Raw genomic sequence first — 18,022 nt, forward strand, 5'->3', positions numbered from 1 at the left:
TGCTTCTGGCATATACCTAAGTCCTCCCGGGCGTGCCGTTCACACGCGCAGCCACACCGCCGTGTCCCGCGGGAGTTGCCCCTCGTCGTCCAAGGGGCCACTGGCCAGCAGGAGACGTGCACGGGGCGGGAGCGCGGCGGCCGGATCGGCGAAGTTGACGACGCAGACCAGGCCCTCGCCCCGGGCAAGGGCCAGCACGCCAGGGGGACCGGGAAGCCAGCGCATCGGCCCGTCGCCGAAGCCCGGCTCCGAGCGGCGCAGGCGCAGCGCCTCGCGGTAGAGCGAGAGCATCGAGCCGGGATCGGCGTCCTGGCGCGCGGCGGCGTACGTCCCCCAGTCCGCCGGCTGCGGCAGCCAGGGCGCCCCGGCCGACCCGAAGCCGTACGAAGAACCGTCCTGCGTCCAGGGCAGGGGCACCCGGCAGCCGTCGCGGCCCGGGTCGGTGCCGCCGGAGCGGAAGTGCATCGGGTCCTCGATGCGGGCGGGCGGTACCTCCGCCTCGGGCAGGCCCAGCTCCTCCCCCTGGTAGAGGTAGACGGCGCCCGGCAGGGCCAGCGACAGCAGCGCCGCCGCGCGCGCCCTGCGGGTGCCGAGCGCCAGGTCCGTGGGCGTGCCGAAGCGCTTCGACGCGAACGCGAACGTCGTGTCCGTCCGGCCGTAGCGGGTCACCGTCCGCGTCACGTCGTGGTTGCACAGGACCCAGGTCGCGGGAGCCCCCACCGGCGCGTGGTGGGCCAGCGTCATGTCGATGGAGTCACGCAGCTCCGCGGCGTCCCAGGGGCGGGACAGAAAGTCGAAGTTGAAGGCCGTGTGCAGCTCGTCGGGGCGCAGATAGCGGGAGAAGCGCTCGGGGTCGGGGACCCACAGCTCACCGATGAGCACACCGTCGTACTCGTCGGCGACGGCCCGCCAGGAGCGGTAGACCGTGTGCAGCTCGTCCCGGTCGACGTAGCCGCTGGTGTCGTCCGCGGCGGCGTCGGCGAGTGCCGGGTCCTTGGCGAGCAGCGCCGCCGAGTCGACGCGTACGCCCGACGCGCCCCGCTGGAACCAGAAGCGCAGCACCTCCTCGTGCTCGTGGCGCACGGCGGGATGCGCCCAGTTGAGGTCGGGTTGCTCGGGCGTGAAGAGATGCAGGTACCACTCGCCGTCGGGGACGCGGGTCCAGGTCTCGCCGGCGAACTGGGACGGCCAGTTGTTGGGCGGCAGTTCGCCGTGCGCGCCCCGGCCGGGCCGGAAGTGGAACAGCTCGCGCTCGGGGCTGCCGGGGCCCGCCGCGAGCGCGGCCCTGAACCAGGCGTGCCGGTCGGAGACATGGTTGGGCACGACGTCGACGATGACGCGGATGCCGAGGTCGCGAGCCTCCTCGATGAGTTTCTCCGCCTCGGCGAGCGTGCCGAACGACGGGTCGATCGCCCGGTAGTCGGCCACGTCGTAACCGCCGTCCGCCATCGGGGAGCGGTACCAGGGGGTGAACCAGATCGCGTCGATCCCCAGCCGGGCCAGGTGCGGCAGCCGGGCTCTGACCCCCGCGAGATCGCCCGTGCCGTCGCCGTCGCCGTCGGCGAAGCTGCGTACGTACACCTGGTAGATGGCGGCGGAGCGCCACCAGTCGCCGGTGTCTGAGGAATGGGGGGCTGCCACGTGGAGGTCCTTTCGGGCAGGAGGGCGCGCCGGGGCGCGCCGTCACAGAGGCGGCGTACGGGGGAGGGGCGGCGGGCGTCAGCCCTTGAGGCCGCCCGCGGTGAGACCGCTCATGATGTTGCGCTGGAACAGCAGGAACAGCACCAGGGTCGGCAGTGACGCGATGGTGAGGGCGGCGATCAACCAGTTCTCCGGGACGCCGCTCGCCAGCGAGTAGATGCCGACGTTCAGGGTCTGCTTGCCGGGGTCGGGCAGCGTCAGCATCGGCCAGAGGAAGTCCTTCCACACACCGACGACCGCGAAGATGGAGACGACGCCCAGGATGGGCCGCGAGAGGGGCAGCACCACCGACCGCAGGGTCCGCAGCGCGGACGCGCCGTCGATGGACGCGGCGTCCAGCAGCTCCTGGGGGATCGAGTCGAAGAACCGCTTGAGCAGGAAGATGTTGAAGGCGTTGGTGACGGACGGCAGCCAGATCACCCAGGGGCTGTTGAGCAGATTGCGCTCGAAGAGCGGCACGTCGAGGACGGTCAGGTACTGCGGCACGACCAGGACCGTCGCCGGGATCATCAGCGTCGCCAGCATCATGCCGAGGATGACCTTGCCGAACAGGGGACGCAGCTTGGACAGCGAGTAGGCCGCGGCGACGTCGAGGACGAGCTGGAAGGCGAGCGCGCCGAACGCGTAGTACAGCGTGTTGCCTAGCAGCTTCGCCAGATCCATCACCCGCCACGCGTCCCCGTAGTTGCCGGGGTGCACGCTGGTGGGTACGAGCGTCGGCGGGGCCTTGACGAACTCCTGCGTGGTCTTGAGGCCGCCGCTGACCATCCAGTACATCGGCCCCAGGAAGACCAGTGTGAACAGGACCATCACCAGGGCGAAGACGCACCAGTAGACGACCTTGCCGCGCCGCCTGCCGAGCTGGGCCGGCGAGATCAGGGTCCGGGGGCGCATCGTGTCGGTAGCCATGTGAACTCCGTGCCGGTCAGTCTTCTCGGGTGCGGCTGAGGCGTACGTACACCGCGGAGAACCCCGCGAGCAGGACGAGCAGGACCAGTCCGAGGGCCGCCGCGCCGCCGTAGTTGTTGAAGTTGAAGGCGTACTGGTAGATGAGGTAGACGACGGTCATGGTCGACCCCTCGGGGCCGGCGCCGTTGGTGAGCAGGAACGGCTCGGTGAAGACCTGCATCGTGGCGATGATCTGCATGAGGAACATCAGCGAGAGGATCAGCCTCGTCTGAGGGATCGTCACATGCCAGATCTTGCGCCACAGTCCGGCGCCGTCCAGTTCCGCGGCCTCGTACAGCTCGCCGGGGATGCCCTGCAGCGCGGCGAGATAGATCAGGGTCGCGCCGCCCATGTTCATCCAGGTCGCCGCGATGACCACGGAGATCATCGCCGTACTCGTGGACTGCAGCCACTGCTGGTCGGGTATCCCGAAGATGCCGAGGATCCGGTTGAACAGCCCGTAGCCGGGGTCGTAGAAGTACTTGAACAGCAGGACCGAGGCGACCGGGGGAAGCATCACCGGCAAGTAGACGAGCATCCTCAAGTAGCCCTGGCCGTGCCGGAATTCATTGAGCAGGACCGCCACGAGAAACGGCACCGCGAAGCCCAGCATGAGCGCGAGCCCCGTGAACAGGAGGGTGTTGCGCCAGGCCTGCCAGAACGCCGGGTCGTCGAAGACGTAGGAGAGGTTGGACCAGCCGGCCCAGGTGGTCCGGCCGTCCTTGTTCTTCTGGAAGGCCAGGAGGAACTCCCTGACCATCGGATACCAGGAGAAGAAGGAGAAGCAGAGCACCGCGCCGATCAGGAAGCCGTGGGCGGAGAGGTTGCGCTGCACCGCTCGCGCCAACGTGCCGCGCCGCACCGGAAGTTGGTGCGGCGCACGTGCGGGCGCCGGCGAGCTCTTGGACACGGTGGGGGCCGACATGGTCGCTCCTCGGGACACGGGTGCCGTGAGTCACTGGTTGGCCAGCACCTGGTTGACCTGCTGCTCCGCGGTGGCGAGCAGCTTGTCGATGTCGGCGTTGCGGTTGGTGAGCACGCCCGACATCACGTTGTCGAGGACCTTGTAGACCTCCTGCGCCTTCGGCGGCTCCGCCTTGCCGGGCACCGGGTTGTCCAGGAACGGCTTGAAGTTCTCGACGGGCATCGTCGCGTTCTCCGTGCGGGACGCGAGGTCCTTGGCCTTGGTGTCACCGGTGAAGAAGTTCGGCTGCGGCAGACCGACGGGGAGCTTGTCCGCCTTGGTGCGCTCCCACTGGAACTGGCCCTTGCCCGGGGTGAGGGTCTTGAAGTTGAGCCAGGCGACAGCCGCCTTGATCTTGTCCGGCGAGGAGCCCTTCTTGATCATGTAGTCGTTGCCGCCGAAGAGCGTGGTCTTGCCGCCGGGGATCGGCCCCATGCCGAAGTTCTCGTACTCGGCGCCCAGTTGCTGGACCATGTACGTGATGTCGTCGGGCGCGGCGAGGAACATGCCGAGCTTGTCGGAGGCGATCTGCTTCTGGAGGTCGCCCCACTTCAGCAGCTGCGTCCTGCCCATGCTGTCGTCCTTCCAACGCATGTCGTGCAGCTGCTGGGCGACCTGCTTGCCGGTGGCGTCGTTGAACGCGGCCTTCTTGCCGTCGGCGGAGACGACGTCGGCGCCGAGGCCGTACATCGCCGCGGTGAAGTGCCAGCCGCCGGTGTTCCCCGCGCTGTACTCGCCGTAACCGGAGATGCCGTTGCCGAGGCCGGCGATCTTCTTGGCGGCGGTGCGGACCTCTTCCCAGGTCGTCGGCGGCTTGTCCGGGTCGAGTCCGGCCCGCTCGAAGAGCTTGCGATTGATCAGCAGGCCCATCGTGTAGTTGCTGGTGGGCAGGCCGTAGAGCTTGCCGTCCTTCTTGAGGACGCCGAGGACGTTCCCGTCGATGGAGTCCAGCGCCGGCACGGTCCTGGGCGTCACGTAGGCGGTGATGTCCGCGGCGCCGTTGTTGTCGAGCACCTGCTGGAGATCGGTGAAGTACGTGTAGAAGACGTCCGGTTGAGACTTCGCCTTGAGCTGGGCGGTGAAGCGGGCGGGCTCCTCGCACTGGCCCGGCGTCGACTTCCCGCTGATCGTGACGTTCGGGTACTTCTTGTTGAACTCCCTGACGTCCTCCTTCCACTCCCTGAGCTCGGCCGCCTTCGCCGCCGGCGGCATGCAGTCGATGGTGAGCGTGACCTTGGTCTTCGGATCCAGGGGAGCCGATATGTCGGCCTTCGAGCCACCGCCCGACCCGCTGTCGTCGTCGCTGCTGCTGGTGCCACAGGCGGCGAGGGAGGTCAGGGTGAGCACGGCGGCGACCGCGGCCGCGGAGCTACGGCGGGTGGGGCGGAACCAGGAGCTTCTCATCGGTGGTCCCCTTCGGGCATGAGCATGGAGGGCCCACGGCTGACGACAACCGCAGGAAGGCCTACGGCTACCGCGCAGCCGGGGCGCGGCACACTCAACCACCGCGAACAGGTGCCCGCAAGATGTCGTGCAGACTCCGCAAAATATTGACTACGCCTCGGTTGCGCCGGACGGAGCCTGTGCCGTGGAGCCGCGTACCACCAGTTCGGGCTCGAACAGCAGCTCACCGGGCGTCACCGAGCCGCCCTGGATCTGGGTGACGAGCAGCTCGACGGCGGCCCGGCCCATCGCCTCGATCGGCTGGCGCATGGTGGTGAGGGGCGGCTCCGTGCAATTCATGAACGCCGAGTCGTCGTACCCGACCACCGAGATGTCCTCCGGCACCCGCAGACCCTCGCGCCGCGCGGCCCGCACCGCGCCGAGCGCCAGCGGGTCGCTCGCGCAGATAATGCCCGTGATGCCGCGCCGCATGAGGCGCGCCGCCGCCGCTCGGCCGCCCTCCAGCGAGAACATGGCCCGCTCGACCGCGTCCTCGGGCAGTGTCCCCCCGGCTGCCCGCACCACGCCCCGCGCGGCGGCGAGTTTGCGCATCGAGGGCACATGGTCGTCCGGGCCGAGCACGAGCCCGATGCGTTCGTGCCCCAGCAGGGACAGATGCCGCCAGGCCTGCTCGACCGCGACGGCGTCGTCGCACGCGACGCAGGGGAATCCGAGGTCCTCGATCGCCGCGTTCACGAGCACGACGGGGACCTTGCGCTCGGAGAGGAGCCGGTAGTGCTCATGCCGGGCGTCCGCCTGGGCGAACTGGCCGCCCGCGAAGACCACGCCGGACACCTGCTGCTGGAGCAGCAGTTCCACGTAGTCCGCCTCGGAGACGCCGCCGTTGGTCTGGGTGCACAGGACGGGGGTGAGGCCCTGCTGGGCGAGCGCGCCGCCGATCACGTCCGCGAACGCGGGAAAGATCGGGTTCTGCAGTTCCGGCAGGACGAGCCCGACCAGGCGCGCGCGCTCGCCGCGCAGTTGGGTCGGCCGCTCGTAGCCCAGGACGTCCAGGGCCGTGAGCACGGCCTGCCGGGTGGCCTCCGAGACGCCGGGCTTGTTGTTGAGCACCCGGCTGACGGTCGCCTCGCTGACGCCGACCTTCTGTGCCACCTGAGCAAGTCTCCGTGTCATGAAACGCAAGATTAGCGCAAGACTTGCAATCTGCTTGCGTAAGTTCGGTGAATGGACGCCCAGGGCGCGGAGACAGGCGCCCTGGGCCCACGGTCCATCCGTCGAGGAGGCGGTCGGACGGCTTACGGGTCCTGACGTCAGCGCACGTCGCCCGTGGCCGGATCGACAACCTTGTCCACGAGGAGTTCCAGGACGCGGCGGTCCTCGTCGGCCGTGGCGCGCGCGGCCGGCCCGCCCGGGTAGGTGTCGAACAGCACGTGCGTGGCGCCGAGTTCGGCCAGCGCGTGCACGTCCGCGCGGACCTGGTCGACGCTGCCGTGGCCGAGCGGACGGTCATCGGTGTCGGGCCGCTCCCCGAGCGCGATCTGCAGCCGTGGCACCAGCTCCGGTACGGGCCGGCCGGCCTTCTCGGCCTCGGCGGCCACGACCGGCAGCTTCGCGCGCAGGCCCTGAAGGGTCGGCATGAACGGGTGCCATCCCTCGCCCAGGCGCGCGGCCCGGCGCAGCGCGGCGGGCGAGTCGCCGCCGACCCAGACCGGCAGCTGCTCGGCAGCGGGGGCGGGGGCCGTACGGACGCCCTCGTACGAGACGTAGCGGCCCTCGAAGGTGCACGGGTCCTGCGCCCAGGCGGCGCGGATCGCGGCCAGGTACTCGTCGGTGATGGCGCCGCGCTCCTCGAACGGGACGCCCAGTGCGCGGTACTCGGCGGCCGACCAGCCGACGCCCGCGCCGAGGATGAACCCGGCGTCGTTGAGCTGGTCGATGTTGGCCGCGAGCCGCGCCGTCTGGAGCGGGTGCCGGTACGGGATCACGGTGATGGTCGTGCCGAGCCGAAGCCCAGGGACCCGCCCCGCGAGATGCGCGGCCAGGACGAACTGGTCGTAGAACGGGGCGGGGTACACCTCGTGGACGTCGGGGGTGACGGCTATGTGGTCGGAGATCATCGCGAATGTGAAGCCCAGCGCGCGGGCGTCCGTCGCCTGGCGCTCGAGGGTTCGCGGGGTCGTGTCGGAGCCGAAGTTGAGAAGGTTCACGCCGAATCGCATGATCCTCAGTCTTGATGATCATGGGCGGGCTTGTCGAACCGGGCTTGTCGAACCGGGCTTGTCGAACCGGGCTTGTCGAACCGGGCTTCTCGAAGAGGGCTTGTCGAAGAGGGCTTTTCGAAGAGGGGGCGGGGCACCCCGGCCCCGCCCCCGGTGCGCCGTGAAGTCAGCGCGCCCAGAAGGGCGCGGGAGCACAGGTGTTTGCGCAGGTGTAGGAACCCGGCATCAACAGGCCCGCGTCGTCCTCGTAGTTGCCGCCACCCGCGAAGTAGACCTCGGGCGTCCAGCCCCAACGGCCGTTGTCCGCCCGGGTGCTGGCCCACCAGTTGTTCTCCGCGGCACCGTCCCGGTACGTCTCGCCCCTCATCTCGGTGACGAACCAGTTGGCCGCGCCGCCCTGTTCACCACCGGGGAACCGGGGGGGCTCGCGTGGACCGGGACGTGGCCGCGCGTGAGATTGCAGTACATGACGCCGGTCCCGGGCCAGGTGCGTCCCGACGACGGGTCGACCAGGTCTCGCTTGACGGTGGTGTGGCACGGCACGTTGTCCGTGGCCTGCGCCGGGACGGCGGCGGGTCCGGCGAGTCCGGCCAGTGCCACGACGGCGAGCGTCGCGAGCCGGACGTGGAAGGGGGTGCGCATGAGAGGGTCCTTCGCTCGGGGGTGGGCGAGAGGGACGTTGCGGCGGGGTGTCCGGTCGGCGGCGGCGACGACGGCACGGCGCGTCGGGGTGAGGGCGGCGAGCACCCACCTGCCGTGCCCAACTGCAGGGTTGTCATATCAAACTCGCTCGCGCTAGGTTGCCGTGCATGATAGTTGGAAAATCAAACTCACCTGCTGTGGCGGACGCGTCTGCCGGGAGCCCGGGCGCCGCCTCGGCCTCCGGTTCCGCGGCGGGCTCGGGTTCGGGCGCGCCGGCCCCCGGCAGGACCGGTTCGGCCACCCGCTGGATCGTCTCCGCGGGCGTCTTCGTGGTGAACCTCGACCTGTTCATCGTCAACGTCGCCGTGCCCGCCCTCGCCACCTCTTTCGGCGACGCCTCGCTCGCCTCCCTGTCCTGGGTCCTGAACGCCTACGCGATCGTGTTCGCGGCCCTGCTCGTGGCCGCCGGACGCCTCGCCGACCGATACGGACACCGCCGGGGGTTCCTGCTGGGACTCGCGGTGTTCACCGTCGCCTCCGCACTGTGCGCCGTCGCCCCCGGCGTCGGCTGGCTCGTCGCGGCGCGTGCCCTCCAGGCCGCGGGCGCCGCCGCCCTCATGCCGACGTCGCTCGCGCTGCTGCTCGTCGGGACCCCGGCGGAGCGCCGCCCGCGCGCCATTCGCAGTTGGGCCGCCATCGGGGGCATCGCCGCCGGCCTCGGCCCCGTCGCGGGCGGGCTGCTCGTGGAGGCCGACTGGCGCTGGGTCTTCCTCGTCAACGTGCCCGTCGGCGCCGCCGGCCTCGTGGCCGGTATCCGGCTGCTGCCCGCCGACCGTCCCGACCGCAGCGGCCCGCTGCCCGACCTGACGGGCGCCGTCCTCCTCACCCTCTCCATCGGTACCCTTGCGCTCGGCCTCGTCAAGGCCGAGGCATGGGGCTGGAGTTCGACCCGTGTGCTCGGCTCGCTGGCCGCCGCGGTGATCCTCGCCGCGGTGTTCTGGCTGCGGTCGGCCCGGCATCCGGTCCCCATCGTCGAACTCCCGCTCCTTCGCATCCCCGCCTTCGCGTTCGCCACGCTCGCCGCACTCCTCTTCACGGTGGCGTTCGCCGCGATGCTGCTCACCTCCGTCCTGTGGTGCCGGCAGGTGTGGGGCTACTCGGCGATCCGCACGGGCCTGGCCATCGCGCCGGGACCGCTGGTCGTCCCCGTGCTCGCCATCGCTTCGGGACCCGTCGTGCGACGTCTCGGCGCGGGTCGCACGGCGGCGGCCGGCTGTCTTCTCTTCGCCGGCGGTCTCGTGTGGTGGGCCCTCGCCCTGGACACGGCGCCGCACTACGCCGCCGCGTTCCTGCCCGGCATGCTCATCACCGGCGTCGGGGTCGGGTTCGCCCTGCCGACCCTCGTGGGAGCGGCCGCCACGGCACTGCCGCCCGCCCGGTTCGCCACCGGCTCCGCGGTCACGACGATGGCCAGGCAGACGGGCGCCGTCCTCGGAGTGGCCATGATGGTCGGCCTCATCGGCGAGCCCCGCACAGCGGAAGCGGCCCTCACCGCGTTCCGCCACGGCTGGCTGACCGCCGCGGTCGTCGGGGCGCTCGCGGCGGCGGCGGCCCTGGCCCTGCCCCGCCCGGCACCCGCCACCGCGGCCCCGGCGAAGGGGCCCGCCTGAGCCGGTGGTCCACCGGGTCACCTAGAGTGCGGCGGACAGTCACCGTGCCGGCGGAGGGACGCGTATGTCGCGGTACCGCGAGCTCAAGTTCAGGGCCGTGACGTCGTTCCAGCGGCGTATCGGCAACCCTCTCCTCTCCCGGCTCCCCGGCCAGATCCTGCTGGAGACCACCGGCCGCACGTCAGGGCTGCCCCGGCGCACCCCGGTCGGCGGCCGCCTCGTCGGCCGCGAGTTCTGGTGGGTGTCCGAGTACGGCGACAAGTCGCAGTACGTACGCAACATCCAGGCCGACCCCCGGATCCGTGTCCGGATCAAGGGACGCTGGCACACCGGCACGGCACATCTGCTGCCGGACGACGACGCCCGCGCGCGGCTGAAGAATTTGCCGCGGTACAACAGCGCCGCCGTGCGCGCCCTCGGCACGAATCTGCTGACGCTGCGGGCCGACCTCACCGACTGAGGGCCCGCAGCGCCGTCATGTGAACTGGCGGCCGTCCATGCGAAGTTGACGGTCTCCGGTCGGCGGGATCCGGTGGGGCGGATTCGGTGACAATCGGTTACCGGGAGCGCTCGACTGGCTACACTTGCGCGGCGCGACACGTCGGGCAGCACGTCCGGCCGCACCCCGGAAGGTCCCTGCATGCCTGCCCGTTCCCAGCCGGTCTCTCCTCTCCCCGAGCGGGTCGGCGCGCTGCGCGTCAGTGCCCGGCACCTGGCGAACGTCACCGTCTCGCCAGTGGAGAGAAGCCCCGCGGGGGCGGGCGGCGACGTGTACGGAGCCGTTGAATCCCCTTACGGCACCCGTCTGTTGATGGGTGACGTCATGGGCAAGGGCCGCGCGCTCGCCCGCACCGCGGACAACGTCTTACGCGCCTGGCGCGATCTCGCCGCCTGCGAGGCGCGGTTGGAAGGCATCGCCGTGCGGCTGCACTCGCTGGTCGCGCACTCGGACGAACCCGACCGCTTCGTCACAGCGACCCTGCTCAGCGTCGAGTCCGACGGATCCGCCCAACTGGTCTGCTGCGGACACCCGCCGCCTGTCCTGCTGCGCGACGGCGCCGCCGTCCACGCCGCTGTCCCCGCGCCCGCGCCGCCGCTCGGCCTGCTCGACCTGCACTCCGGATGGTGCGCCGCCCAGCCGGTGCCGGCCACCGCCTGGGAGTGCATGCTGCTCTACACGGACGGGGTGAGCGAGGCCAGGGACGCGCGCGGTGCGTTCTACCCGCTGGCGGAGCGGGCCGCCGCCCTGGGGAACGCGGCCCTCGAAGACTTCACCGACGCCCTCGCCGCCGACCTGCTGCGCCACGCGGAGGGCCGGCTCCAGGACGACGCCTCGCTTCTCGCGGTCCGCGCCGCGGCCTGATGCCAGGCGGGCGAGGGGTCAGACCTTCAGGACCCCCGCGCCGTCGGACTCGGCCAGAGCCTCGTCCGCCAGGTTCCGCGTCGGCTGCCACAGAGTCGTCACCGGCGCCCAGACGCGCAGCCCGCCCGGCTCGGAGAGCGAGGCGGCGGTGAACTTCTTGCCGTGGTGTTCCGGATTCGCCGCCACCTCGATGTAGCCGACCGACCGGGCGTCGCTGTCACCGCTCGCGGACAGGGACCGCACATCGGCATGGGCGGTCTTCCCGGCGCCGAGCGTGTAAGCGGAGCTGCCGGAGAGCGGGAACGGGACGGCGGCCCCGTCCAGATCGCCGTACGTGACCAGCGGCACGCGGTCCACAAGGCAGGCGCGCGAGGAGTGGTTCTTGACGCTGAGGCGCAGGACGTGGTCCCGGCCCGACGAGGTCGCCTTCACCGTCAGCGCGCTCTCCGCGCAGGGCTTGACGGCGGCCGGTGCGGCGGCGGGGTGCGCGGGGCGGATGTGGGTCGACGCCGCGGCGGCGGACAGGCCGGTGGCGGACGCGAGCAGCGCGGCGGCGGAGGCGGCAAGGACGGTGCGAGTGAGCATCAGTCTGGTCTCCCGGCGAACGATGACTTTCACATTTCACCCGAAACAACGCTTATGGAGAGTAACCCGGATGAATGCGTCTGCCCACGTCGGCGCCCGCGCCCCTGGCGCGACCGCAGGCGCCAGAGGCTTCGCGGGCGCCTGGATCGGGGGTTTGTGAGCACCTTGATGCAGTGCGCGCAAAGATTGCAGTGTGTGCAAGAATCTTCCCCGTGATGACATCAGGCACCGCGGCGTCGGCGGTCCGCGAGCAGGCGCCGGCCGAAGGGCTGCGCGCCCGGCGACGGCGCCAGACCCGCGCCGAACTGCACACCGTCACGGTCCGCCTGGCCCGTGAACACGGCCTCGAACACGTCACGGTCGAGATGATCAGCAAGGAGGCCGGCGTCTCCCCGCGGACCTTCTTCAACTACTTCCGCACCAAGGAGACCGCGCTCTTCGCCTGGCCCGGCGGCCTGACCGAGGCCGAGGCGGAGCAGTTCGTCTCCGCGCCCGGCCGCGGCCCGGACGCCGTACTGCGGGACCTGGGCGACGTGTTCGCCACGCACGTCGACGAGATGCAGCCCGGCGCCGGAGCGTTCGAGGACGTCCTCGCCGTCGTCGAGAAGGTGCCCTCGGCACTCGGCGCGTTCCTCGCCGAGTGCGACGCGCTCGAACGGGACCTCGCCGGCGCCATCGCCCGCCGCACCGGAGACGCCCCTGACGGGCAGACCGTCGCGCTGCTGGCGGGGATCGCCATGACGGCCGTACGCAACGGCCTCATGCGATGGGCCCGCGACAAGCAGCACCCCGACGGCCCCGCGGCCTCGGTGCGCGACTCCTTCACCGCTCTGCGCGGCCTCCTCGCCCCCGCGCACACCCCACAGGCCACCACCACCGGCCGGGAGGCCTGAGGCGCGGCTCACGCAGCGCAACCCGGCCGCCGCCCCCACGGCACCGGTGCGAGCGCTCCCCGCGCAAGGCCCCCACACGACTCCCCACCCCAGCCCCGAAGACTCCCCGAACTCCCCGGGCGGCGACCGCTCGCGCGCCGCGCATCCCATCCCTTCACGTACGGAGACCTGAGCATGACCCACGCCCCCGCACCGGCGGGCACCGATCCCGCCCCTGAGGACGGAATGGACAAGCCGCACAACTTCGGGCTGATCTTCGGCGCTCTGATGCTGACGATGCTGCTCGGCGCGCTCGACCAGACCATCGTCAGCACCGCCCTGCCGACCATCGTCGGCGAGCTCAACGGCATCGAGCACATGGCGTGGATCACCACCGCGTACATCCTCGCCGCCACCATCGGCATGCCGGTCTACGGCAAGCTCGGCGACCTCATGGGCCGCAAGAACATATTCCTCGCGGGCATCGCGCTCTTCCTGGTCGGCTCCGTGGTCTGCGGGCTCGCCCAGAACATGGGCACGCTCGTCGCGGGCCGCGCCCTCCAGGGCCTCGGCGGCGGTGGCCTCATGATCACCTCGCAGGCGATCATCGCCGACCTCGTACCGCCCCGGGAACGCGCCAAGTACATGGCCCCCATGGGCGCCGTGTTCGGTCTCTCCTCGGTCGTCGGGCCGCTGCTCGGCGGCTGGTTCACCGACGAGCACTCGTGGCGCTGGGCGTTCTGGGTGAACCTGCCGCTCGGCATCCTCGCCTTCTTCGTCGCGGCCGTCGCAATCAAGCTGCCGCGCAAGGCCGTCAAGGTCACCCTCGACTACCTCGGCACCGCACTGATGGCCGCCGCCGTCACCTGCACCGTGCTGTTCGCCAGCTGGGGCGGCACGCAGTACGAGTGGTCCGACCCGCTGGTCATCGGCCTCGGCATCGGCGCGGCCGTCGCCTGGGTGCTGTTCTTCGTGGCCGAGAAGCGGGCCGCCGAGCCGGTCATCCCGCTGCACCTCTTCCGCAGCCCGATCTTCAACGTCGCCACGCTCCTCGGCATGATCGTGATCGGCCTCGGCATGTTCGCGATCGTCGGCTACATGCCCACGTATCTCCAGATGGTCTACGGCAAGACGGCCACCGAGTCGGGGCTGCTGCTCATCCCGATGGTCGTCGGCATCATGGCCACGGCGCTGCCGTCCGGCGCCATCATGAGCAAGACCGGCCGCTACAAGATCTATCCGATCGTCGGCACGGTCATCATCATGCTCGTCGCCTTCCTGATGTCCCGCCTCGACGTGAGCGACCCGGTCTGGCTGGTCTGCCTGTACGTGGGACTCGCGGGCGCCGGCGTCGGCCTGATGATGCAGACCCTCGTACTCGCCGTGCAGAACGGCTTCCCGGGCGCCGAGGTCGGCACCGCGACGTCCGCGAACAACTTCTTCCGGGAGATCGGCGCGACCCTGGGCACCGCCGTCGTCGGCGCGGTCTTCGCCAGCCGCCTCACCGACCAGCTCGCCACGCGCCTGCCGGCGGACGCCGCCTCGAAGGTCGGCGACAGCGACTCGCTGACACCCGCGCTCGTACGGGCCCTGCCGGCCGACCTGCGCGCCACGGTCGTCTCCTCGTACCAGGAGGCACTCGTGCCGATCTTCCTGTACCTGGTGCCCGTCTTCGCGGTCGGTCTCGTCCTCGCCTTCGTGCTGAAGGAGAAGCCGCTCGCCGACAACGAGGACTGGCATGCCGAGAACGAGACGGCGCGGCCGGGCGGTGAGGAGAAGGAGCTGGAGCCTGCCGCCGGCTGACTCGGGTCGGTCGGGTCGACCCGCTGAGCGTGTGGCACCGGGCGCGCCCGTCGGAGGACTCTTCGGCGGGCGCGTCCCGCGTTGTCGGGCCGCGGTGGGTGGGCTGCCGTGGGTGGGGTCGGCTCTTGGCCGGCTCCGCAGTCCGTTCTCAACCCGGGCTGCGGCGCGGGTGGTTCAGGCCTCGATCCACTCGCCCTCCCGCATCAGGTCCCGGCCCGCCAGCTCGTTGGCCTCCCGCCAGGCCTGGACCCGCCGCGGTGTGACGCGGAAGTAGAGGTACTCCGAGGTCAGCGTGCGCGGGTCGAACCCTGTCTTCTGCGCGAACGCGTCTCCGACGTCGTCCGGGAGCCCGGCGGCCGTCAGCGTCTGCGCCGTGCCCTCGATCATGACGACGTCACGCGTCGGGCCGACGCCGAGCCGGACCCGCCCCGTGGCCCGCAGATTGCGTCCCGTGGGGCTGGCCGCCGGAGTGGCGAGCAGCAGCGTCGCGCCGTCCCACAGGAACGACAGCGGTACGAGATACGGCGTCGCGTTCTCCCCGTCGGCCGTGGCCACCCATACGTCCTCGTCGCGTTCGAGCCTGTCGAGGGTGTCCTGCTTGCGCTGCTTCGCGGTCCGGACGGCCGGCATCGGCGTCTCCCTGTCACATCGGGCGGGTTCCCTGGTCACTGTTATGACACGGGCCGGCCCTGGAATGTGACCGATGGGTGAGAACGCGATTCCCGTCCTGGCCGTCGTCCGCGTCCTTCGCGGCATCTGCGTCATTCGCGTTGTGGTCGTCATCCGCTCAGGAATGGCGACACTCGGTGTCCTGATTTCGGGTCATGCTCGAACCGAGGGCGGGCCACGGCGGCCCGTCCGGCGGCAGCGAGGAGGCGGCTCCATGACGCAGGAACCCGGGACCGGAAGTGCCCGGCTGGACGGCAAGGTCGCCCTCGTGGCGGGCGCGACCCGTGGCGCGGGACGGGGCATCGCCGTGGAACTCGGCGCGGCCGGCGCCACGGTGTACGTGACCGGCCGCACCACGCGGGCCCGGCGCTCCGAGTACGACCGGCCGGAGACCATCGAGGACACGGCGGACCTGGTGACCGCGGCCGGCGGGCGCGGAATCGCCGTGCCCACCGACCACCTCGACCCCGCCCAGGTCAAGGCCCTCGTCGACCGCATCGCCACCGAACAGGGGCGGCTCGACGTTCTGGTCAACGACATCTGGGGAGGCGAGAACCTCTTCGCCTGGGACACCCCCGTCTGGGAGCACGACCTCGACGACGGGCTTCGCCTGCTCCGCCTCGCCGTCGAGACGCACGCCATCACCAGCCACCACGCGCTGCCGCTCCTGCTCCGCAACCCCGGTGGTCTCGTCGTCGAGGTGACCGACGGCACGGCCGAGTACAACCGTGACAACTACCGCGTCTCGTTCTTCTACGATCTCGCCAAGAGTTCCGTCCTGCGTATGGGCTTCGCCCTCGGGCAGGAACTGGGCCCACGCGGCGCTACAGCCCTCGCTCTCACCCCGGGCTGGCTCCGCTCGGAGATCATGCTCGGCCACTTCGGCGTCACCGAGGAGAACTGGCGCGACGCCCTGGAACAGGTGCCGCACTTCGCGATCTCCGAGACCCCGTTCTATGTCGGCCGGGCCGTCGCCGCGCTCGCCGCCGACCCCGAAGTGGCCCGCTGGAACGGTCGGTCGACGTCCAGCGGGGCACTTGCCCAGGCGTACGGGTTCACCGACGTCGACGGGAGCCGGCCGGACGCCTGGCGCTATCTCGTCGAGGTGCAGGACCCGGGCAAGCCGGCCGACGCGAGCTCTTACCGCTGACGCTGGGATGTGGGCTGTGGGCTGTGGGCTGTGGGCTGTGGGGCGTCTCGGGTGTGGGCTCGGCGGCGTCTTTTCAGATCTGTGCCGGCCACACCTGCGTACCGCCACCCCGCCACTCGACCAGCTCGGGGTCGTCCAGCCGCGCGTCCTCCAGGCCCGCTCGCCGCAGGAACTCGAGCACGTCCTCCTGCCCGGTCGCCAGTCCGGCGTCCTCGCCGCGGATGGTCACCCGGCGGCCGCCGGGCTGGGAGGCGTGCACGATCACAGGGGGAAATCCTTCAGGTTCGTCCATAGTCCTCAGCTTCCGTGACGTGAATCGGCTCCGCACCCGGGCGCGGAACCGGCACCGGACGCGTGGCGTGCGTCGCGGTCGGATGCGGGGCGGAACGGGACGGGGTGGCTCGTTCTCGCTCCGTCAACAATGGCGGAACCCTCGCGCGTGCGGCAGCCACTTCCCGATTGCGTCCAAATCGCCCTGTATTGGCCCCAGTCGAGCTCCTGCTACCGGTCACCCGTGACAGAGATGGACCAGTTACGGTGCTGTAGTGGTGATCACTCAGCAGGACAACGGGGAACAGACAGTGACCGGAACCGCGCTGCTCCTCGCGGCCGCCCCGGCGAACAAGAGCTGCCTCATCGACGCGGCTTCCGTACTGCCCGCGCTCGCGGCCGTACCACCCAGCGCGCTGACCGGCACCGCCGCCGCGAGCGTCGTCGAACTCGCCGACCCCGTCGACCCGCAGACCGTCCTCACCCGCATCCGCACCGCGGCCGCCGCGCCCGGCCCTCTCGTCCTGTACGTGACCGGGCAGCTCCATCTGGATCACCGCCAGCGTCTGCTTCATCTCGCCCTGGCCCGTACGACTCCGTCGACCCTGCGGTACACCGCACTGCCCTGGCACTGGCTCACCGGCGAACTCGCGCTCCGGCGGCCCGACACCACGACGGTGGTCCTCGATCTGGTGGCCGACGGTGATGCCTGGGGGCAGATGCGGGGCGGGGGGTTCGGCGTGGGGCCCGGGGTTCGTCTCTTCGGGCGGGTCTCGCCTCCTCCTCCGCGCCGTTCCACCGCCGTGCCCGGCTATCTCAAGACCTACGCCTCGATATGGCGCAACGGGCACCGCCCGCCGCTTGCGCAGCTTCATGCTCAGGCGGCTGGGGAGGCAGGTCCCGGCGATGCGGTGTTCCTCGCGGTCGACGGTGGGCCGGGGAGTATGCCGGTGGCTCCCCGGCCGCCCGTGCCGGCCGCTCGGCAAGAGGCGGCCCCAGCTGTCGAGGCTCGCCCCGATGCCGATCCGCACCCGGCGATCCTCGCCGCCGCGCAGTCCGGGCGGCACGGTGAGGCCGCGGCCATCGCGGCCATGTGGGAGAGCACCGCTCTGCGCACTCATGGCGCGGGGTCGCCGGAGGCGCTCCACTGGCTCGAGGTACGGGCGGATCTTGCGCGGCTCGCGCAGGATCCCGGGCGCAGTTGCGAACTGTGGATGGCTGCGGCCACGGCTCGGCTGGCGCGCGGGGAGGTGGCGGGCACGGAGGATGTCGAGGCCGCCGTGGATCGCGCCCATCATCAGTGGGAGCAGCTCGGTGATCCGGCGCAGGCCCGTGCGCTTGCCGCGACTCTCACGCGGTTGCGGCGTGCGGTTCCCGGGCGGCGGCCCGGCGCGCTGGAGGCGATCGGCCGGCGGATCTCGGCGCTGGAGAACGTGCCTGCGACGCAGTGACGGAAGAGTGGGTGGGTGGGTGGGTGGCGGTGCCTTCCCGGGTGCGGGCTGTTGGTGGCCGGTGTGTTTTCGGGTGCGGGGCCGCGGGGGCATGTACGTGCTCGCTGTTCTACGGGTGTACGTCGGCGAGCTGATTGCCTGTGCGTGGTGCTGGTGGCTCCGCGCGCACATGCCCCCGCGTCCCCTCCCGTCTCGTCGGCGTCCCACCGCCGGTGGGGCTGGTTCCGTTCGCCGGTCCATGTCTCGTGCGTGGCCGACCGCTCGGTGGGGCTGCCCTTGCTGTGTCAGGTCCTGGCTGGTTCGGTGCGCGG

The 18,022-nt window shown here is 71.1% G+C and carries 18 protein-coding genes; 7 read left to right on the top strand and 11 right to left on the bottom strand.

Annotated features, from left to right (window positions below; genetic code table 11):
- Positions 1-39: 39 nt before the first annotated feature.
- The 8 genes from OHO83_RS40195 to OHO83_RS40230 form a co-directional block, all read right to left on the bottom strand.
- Positions 40-1,641, bottom strand: coding sequence for a glycoside hydrolase family 13 protein (locus tag OHO83_RS40195; protein WP_266666825.1), 1,602 nt, complete (start codon positions 1,639-1,641; stop codon positions 40-42).
- A gap of 78 nt (positions 1,642-1,719) precedes the next feature.
- Positions 1,720-2,595: a carbohydrate ABC transporter permease gene (locus OHO83_RS40200; protein ID WP_266676107.1), complete on the bottom strand. Its 876-nt coding sequence runs from the start codon at positions 2,593-2,595 to the stop codon at positions 1,720-1,722.
- 31 nt (positions 2,596-2,626) lie between these two features.
- Positions 2,627-3,574 (bottom strand): carbohydrate ABC transporter permease, encoded by a 948-nt coding sequence (locus OHO83_RS40205; protein ID WP_266666823.1) that lies wholly within the window; start codon positions 3,572-3,574, stop codon positions 2,627-2,629.
- 30 nt (positions 3,575-3,604) lie between these two features.
- Positions 3,605-5,017: an extracellular solute-binding protein gene (locus OHO83_RS40210; RefSeq protein ID WP_266666821.1), complete on the bottom strand. Its 1,413-nt coding sequence runs from the start codon at positions 5,015-5,017 to the stop codon at positions 3,605-3,607.
- 150 nt (positions 5,018-5,167) lie between these two features.
- Positions 5,168-6,190, bottom strand: coding sequence for a LacI family DNA-binding transcriptional regulator (locus OHO83_RS40215; protein WP_266666819.1), 1,023 nt, complete (start codon positions 6,188-6,190; stop codon positions 5,168-5,170).
- A gap of 137 nt (positions 6,191-6,327) precedes the next feature.
- Complete coding sequence (locus OHO83_RS40220) at positions 6,328-7,236, bottom strand: TIGR03619 family F420-dependent LLM class oxidoreductase (RefSeq protein ID WP_266666817.1); 909 nt, start codon at positions 7,234-7,236, stop codon at positions 6,328-6,330.
- A gap of 166 nt (positions 7,237-7,402) precedes the next feature.
- The gene (locus tag OHO83_RS40225; RefSeq protein ID WP_266666815.1) at positions 7,403-7,603 is read right to left on the bottom strand and encodes a hypothetical protein; all 201 of its coding nucleotides are present in this window, start codon (positions 7,601-7,603) and stop codon (positions 7,403-7,405) included.
- Positions 7,600-7,878, bottom strand: coding sequence for a hypothetical protein (locus OHO83_RS40230; RefSeq protein WP_330280614.1), 279 nt, complete (start codon positions 7,876-7,878; stop codon positions 7,600-7,602). Before OHO83_RS40230 ends, OHO83_RS40225 begins: the two co-directional genes overlap by 4 nt.
- Positions 7,879-8,075: 197 nt before the next feature.
- Here OHO83_RS40230 and OHO83_RS40235 point away from each other — a divergent pair, with 197 nt between their 5' ends.
- The 3 genes from OHO83_RS40235 to OHO83_RS40245 all read left to right on the top strand — a co-directional run bounded on the left by OHO83_RS40235 (position 8,076) and on the right by OHO83_RS40245 (position 10,911).
- Positions 8,076-9,548 (top strand): MFS transporter, encoded by a 1,473-nt coding sequence (locus OHO83_RS40235; RefSeq protein WP_266666811.1) that lies wholly within the window; start codon positions 8,076-8,078, stop codon positions 9,546-9,548.
- Positions 9,549-9,612: 64 nt separating this feature from the next.
- Positions 9,613-10,008: a nitroreductase/quinone reductase family protein gene (locus tag OHO83_RS40240; RefSeq protein WP_266666809.1), complete on the top strand. Its 396-nt coding sequence runs from the start codon at positions 9,613-9,615 to the stop codon at positions 10,006-10,008.
- A 180-nt stretch (positions 10,009-10,188) separates the two neighbouring features.
- Complete coding sequence (locus tag OHO83_RS40245) at positions 10,189-10,911, top strand: PP2C family protein-serine/threonine phosphatase (RefSeq protein ID WP_266666807.1); 723 nt, start codon at positions 10,189-10,191, stop codon at positions 10,909-10,911.
- An 18-nt stretch (positions 10,912-10,929) separates the two neighbouring features.
- On the opposite strand, the gene OHO83_RS40250 is transcribed toward OHO83_RS40245, so the two are convergent.
- Entirely contained in the window at positions 10,930-11,496 is a 567-nt protein-coding gene (locus OHO83_RS40250; RefSeq protein WP_266666806.1) for a DUF4232 domain-containing protein, read from the bottom strand.
- A gap of 215 nt (positions 11,497-11,711) precedes the next feature.
- Between OHO83_RS40250 and OHO83_RS40255 the strand changes: the two genes are divergently transcribed.
- Complete coding sequence (locus OHO83_RS40255) at positions 11,712-12,389, top strand: TetR/AcrR family transcriptional regulator (protein ID WP_266666805.1); 678 nt, start codon at positions 11,712-11,714, stop codon at positions 12,387-12,389.
- Between the two features lie 174 nt (positions 12,390-12,563).
- Positions 12,564-14,171: an MDR family MFS transporter gene (locus tag OHO83_RS40260; RefSeq protein ID WP_266666804.1), complete on the top strand. Its 1,608-nt coding sequence runs from the start codon at positions 12,564-12,566 to the stop codon at positions 14,169-14,171.
- A 174-nt stretch (positions 14,172-14,345) separates the two neighbouring features.
- On the opposite strand, the gene OHO83_RS40265 is transcribed toward OHO83_RS40260, so the two are convergent.
- On the bottom strand, positions 14,346-14,801 hold the full coding sequence (locus OHO83_RS40265) for a pyridoxamine 5'-phosphate oxidase family protein (RefSeq protein WP_266666803.1): 456 nt from the start codon (positions 14,799-14,801) through the stop codon (positions 14,346-14,348).
- A gap of 253 nt (positions 14,802-15,054) precedes the next feature.
- Here OHO83_RS40265 and OHO83_RS40270 point away from each other — a divergent pair, with 253 nt between their 5' ends.
- Positions 15,055-15,990, top strand: a complete 936-nt coding sequence (locus OHO83_RS40270; protein WP_266666802.1) for an SDR family oxidoreductase — start codon at positions 15,055-15,057, stop codon at positions 15,988-15,990.
- A 73-nt stretch (positions 15,991-16,063) separates the two neighbouring features.
- Here OHO83_RS40270 and OHO83_RS40275 read toward each other — a convergent pair whose 3' ends face one another.
- Positions 16,064-16,282 (bottom strand): hypothetical protein, encoded by a 219-nt coding sequence (locus OHO83_RS40275; protein ID WP_266666800.1) that lies wholly within the window; start codon positions 16,280-16,282, stop codon positions 16,064-16,066.
- Positions 16,283-16,535: 253 nt separating this feature from the next.
- Between OHO83_RS40275 and OHO83_RS40280 the strand changes: the two genes are divergently transcribed.
- Entirely contained in the window at positions 16,536-17,711 is a 1,176-nt protein-coding gene (locus OHO83_RS40280; RefSeq protein ID WP_266666798.1) for a hypothetical protein, read from the top strand.
- Positions 17,712-18,022: the final 311 nt, after the last annotated feature.

This window comes from Streptomyces sp. NBC_00569, from assembly GCF_036345255.1.
Lineage (GTDB): Bacteria > Actinomycetota > Actinomycetes > Streptomycetales > Streptomycetaceae > Streptomyces.